General features: G+C 66.8%; 4 protein-coding genes. 3 read left to right on the top strand and 1 reads right to left on the bottom strand.

The window, feature by feature from the left end; all coding sequences use genetic code 11:
- A partial coding sequence (locus ACT6S0_RS27135; protein WP_444766838.1) for a helix-turn-helix transcriptional regulator occupies positions 1–467 on the top strand: 467 nt, incomplete at its 5' end.
- Between the two features lie 37 nt (positions 468–504).
- On the opposite strand, the gene ACT6S0_RS27130 is transcribed toward ACT6S0_RS27135, so the two are convergent.
- Positions 505–1,152, bottom strand: coding sequence for a helix-turn-helix transcriptional regulator (locus ACT6S0_RS27130; RefSeq protein WP_444766837.1), 648 nt, complete (start codon positions 1,150–1,152; stop codon positions 505–507).
- A gap of 136 nt (positions 1,153–1,288) precedes the next feature.
- Between ACT6S0_RS27130 and ACT6S0_RS27125 the strand changes: the two genes are divergently transcribed.
- Together ACT6S0_RS27125 and ACT6S0_RS27120 are read left to right on the top strand one after the other, a co-directional pair.
- Positions 1,289–3,031 (top strand): ABC transporter permease, encoded by a 1,743-nt coding sequence (locus ACT6S0_RS27125; protein ID WP_444766836.1) that lies wholly within the window; start codon positions 1,289–1,291, stop codon positions 3,029–3,031.
- 2 nt (positions 3,032–3,033) lie between these two features.
- On the top strand, positions 3,034–4,072 hold a 1,039-nt coding region (locus tag ACT6S0_RS27120; RefSeq protein WP_444766835.1), incomplete at its 3' end, for an ABC transporter ATP-binding protein.

Genomic DNA, 4,072 nt, shown 5'->3' with positions numbered 1-4,072 from the left:
CGGCGGACCTGGACGTGCCCAACCCCGGAGCCGACCCGGTGCTCGCCGCCTACGCCCGCAAGCTGATCGCGGCGCTACCCGACGATCGCCAGCGCTCGATCGACCAGGAGGTGCGCAAGGCCATCTACCTCATGCTGCCGGCGGGGCGCGCCACCTGCAAGTCGGTGGCGATGGGCCTGGGGATGAGCATGCGCACGCTGCAACGTGAGCTCGACGCGCGCAAGCTGACGTTCAAGCAGCTGATCAACGACGTCCGGCAGGAACTCGCCCGCCGCTATGTGGCCAACAGCCGCTACAGCCTGGGCGAGGTGGCCGCGCTGCTGGGCTACAGCACGCACAGCGCGTTCACGCGATGGTTCGGCGCGCAGTTCGGTTGCTCGCCGGAGGCCTGGCGCGGGAGCCGTCCGGATCCATCGGAGCGTCGTGCCGGCAGACACGCCAAGCACGGGAAAAGCACAGCCAGGTGAATCCGTCGTGCCCGCAACCTGGCCGCGAGCCGAAGCCTCAGCCCGCCTGAAGAGACTGCACCAGGCGCACCACCTCGAACTGCCGGCGGCAGCCCGTCTTGCGCATCAGGTTCTTGAGATGGCTGCGCGCGGTATGCGGCGTGCAGCGCTGGAGCGCCGCGAAGTCGAGCACCGTATTCCCTGCGGCCAGGCTTGCGGCGAGCCTGGCTTCCGTCGCCGTCAATCCCAGCTGGTCCGCGATCACATGCGATGCCGCGAAAGAAGCGGACTGCGAGGCCACGATGAACACCAGTGCCAGCGGGACCGAGTGAGGTGATGCGAGAGGATGGCTGGCCTTCAACGGATGCACCGAGACAAGCATCGGTGGCGCTTCCCCGAGCGGCATTCGGAATCCGCCGCCGAGTGTCGTGCTCCGACCCGGGGCGCACACGTTCCGCACGAGTTGCTCCAACCTGTCCTGCACGTCCGCCTGCGTGAACTGCCAGCATCCGCACACCATGCGGCACGGCCCCGAGGATGCGCAGAGACTTTCCGCGCGACGGTTGACGTACTGCACGCGGCAGTGCTGGTCGAGCACCGCGATGGCCTGAGGCAGACTTTCCAGCGCCGACAGGCCGATGGCCGCATGGTTCGCGAGTTGCCCCGCACGATCTGCGGGGGAGTGAGCGAGAGTCGGCAGTGACATTGAGAACTTGGACCGGAATACCTGAACGAGTGGCGATCCTAGGGACGATGTCTTCCACGCGCATTGGACTAAAGTCCAATGCACCGCCAACCTGCTAACCGCCGGCAGCCCCCCGCCGGCAGGAGTTGCCGCCCACATGAAGAGCACCGCCCCGCAGCTCGCCGTCGTCGAAGAACGCCGCACGTTCGGCTGGGTCGATGCGCTGGTCATGCTGACCTTGCTGGGGCTGTTGTGGAGCGCACTGCACTTCGGCAAGGGCATGCTCGTGCATTTCGATCCGGCGGCGGTGCCGCAGGTCGACAGCTCGCCGGGCCTGATTCCGTACTATGCAGGCCGCACGCTGATGCGCATGTGGATCGCCTTCGGCTTCTCGCTCTTCTTCGCCATTGCCGTGGGCTACCTGGCGGCAAAGAACCGGGCTGCGCGCGCCGTCATCCTGCCGGCCCTCGACGTGCTGCAGTCGGTGCCGGTCCTGGGCTTCCTGTCGGCAACGGTTGCCGGGTTCATGGCACTGTTCCCCGGCAGCCTGCTCGGCGTCGAGTGCGCGGCGATCTTTGCCATCTTCACCGGGCAGGTGTGGAACATGGCCTTCGGGTTCTATCACTCGATGGTCACCGTGCCCACCGACATGCAGGAGGCCGCGTCCACCTGCGGCCTGAACCGCTGGCAGCGCTTCAGGACGGTGGAGCTGCCGGCATCGGCGCACAGCCTGATCTGGAACTCGATGATGTCCTTCGGCGGCGGCTGGTTCTTCGTCGCGCAGAGCGAGGCCATCAGCGTGATGAACAAGGACATCAAGCTGCCGGGCCTGGGCTCGTACATGGTGCAGGCGATCTCCGACGGCGACAGGTCCGCCGCGCTGTGGGCGGTGCTGGCCATGATCGCGCTGATCCTGGCCAGCGACCAGCTCGTCTGGCGTCCGCTGCTGGCGTGGGCGAACAAGTTCAAGATCGAGCTGACGGAGTCGACGACCCCGGCGACCTCGTGGGTCTACGACCTGCTGCGCGGCGCCTACCTGTTCACCTGGATCAGCGAGCGTATTTGGCATCCGCTGCTCGACAGGATGTTCCAGGCGCGCGCGCCGATGGCGCGGGTGCCGCTGCGGCTCAAGGCTTCGTGGAAGAAGCTGCTGTGGCGCGTGGCGGGCATTCTGCTTGCCGTCTGGATCGGCATCGAGCTTCTCCGGGCCGTGGCGGCGGCCACCGCCGCGCTGCACGGCGCGCTGTCGCTGTCCGACCTTGGCCACATCGTCTGGCTCGGCTTCCTCACGGCCTTGCGCGTCGCCGCGATGACGGTGCTGGCCACGCTGATCTGGACGCCGGTGGGCGTGTGGATCGGCTTCCAGCCGCGCGTTGCGCGATTCGCCCAGCCGCTGGCGCAGATCGGTGCATCGTTTCCGGTGAACATGACCTTCCCGATCGTCGTCGGCTTCTTCGTGGCCAGCCACGTCAGCCTCAACTGGGGCAGCATCCTGCTCATTGCCATGGGCACGCAGTGGTACATCCTGTTCAACGTGATCGCCGGCGCCATGGCGATACCGAACGATCTGAAGGAAGCCGCGCGCGTCTACGGCCTGCGCCGCTGGAGCCTCTGGCGCACCCTGATCCTGCCGGCGATCTTTCCGTTCTGGGTGACGGGCGCCTGCACCGCTGCCGGAGGCGCGTGGAACGCCAGCATCGTGGCCGAACTCGCCACGTGGGGCAGCACGAGCCTGCAGGCCGATGGCCTGGGCGCGTACATCGCCACGGTCACGAAGGCGGGCGACACGCCGCTGATCATCGCGAGCATCGGCGTGATGTCGATCTTCGTCGTGCTGATGAACAAGCTCATCTGGCGCCGGCTCTACGCCTTCGCAGAGCGCCGATTCAGATTGGATTGAACATGAACACCCCCGTGCCCTCCAGGGAGCCGAAGCAGGCCGTGCCGGTGGCCGAGCTCTGCGCCGTCACCAAGACCTTCATGACCGCCGGCAACCACGAGCTCAAGGTGCTCGACAACATCGACCTGGCCGTGAGCGAGGGCGAGTTCCTGGCGCTGCTGGGGCAGTCCGGCTCGGGCAAGTCGACCATCCTGCGCTGCCTCACAGGCCTGATCGAGCCGAGCTCGGGCAGGGCTCTGGCCAACGGCAAATCGCTCAGCGGCGTGAATCCCGAGGCTTCGGTGGTCTTCCAGACTTTCGCGCTCTATCCGTGGCTCACGGTCGAGCAGAACGTTGCGGTGGGGCTGATGTCCAGGAAGATCGGCCGCGCCGAGCGCGACGCGGCCGTCGACCGGGCGATCGAGCTGATCGGCCTGGGCAACTACCACTCGGCTTTTCCGCGCGAGCTGTCCGGAGGCATGAGGCAGCGGGTGGGCATTGCGCGTGCGCTGGTCTCGCGGCCCAAGCTGCTGTGCCTGGACGAGGCCTTCAGCGCGCTGGACGTGCTGACGGCGGAGAACCTGCGGCAGGAGCTGATCGGCCTGTGGCGCGACCCGGGCGGCGACCTGAGCTCGGTCTTCATGGTCACGCACAACATCGAGGAGGCGGTGGAGATGGCCACGCGCATCGTGGTCGTGTTTCCGCGCCCGGGGCGCATCGGCCTCGTGCTGGAGAACAGGCTGCCCTATCCGCGCGACGCCAGGGACCCCGAGTTCCAGCGGCTGGTGAACGTGATCCATGAATGCATCACCACGATGACGCTGCCCGACCTGCCCCCGGAAACGCCGGTGAAGGGGCAGCCCGTTTCACGCGCGCGCACGCGCATGGAGTCGATTCCGCTGGTGCCCGTGGGGCAGATCCTGGGGCTGATGAGCATCCTCAGCGACTCGCCGGACCTCTCAAATATTTACGACATTTCCGACGAGATCGGAAAGGAGTTCGGCGAGACCATCGCCATTCTCAAGGCGGCCGAGATCCTCGATCTGATCGACACACCACGGC

Origin of the sequence: Roseateles sp. (genome assembly GCF_052436255.1) — a bacterium.
GTDB lineage: Bacteria > Pseudomonadota > Gammaproteobacteria > Burkholderiales > Burkholderiaceae_C > Pelomonas.
Note: the sequence above shows the minus strand (reverse complement) of the source record. Positions and strands in the feature narration are given on the sequence as shown.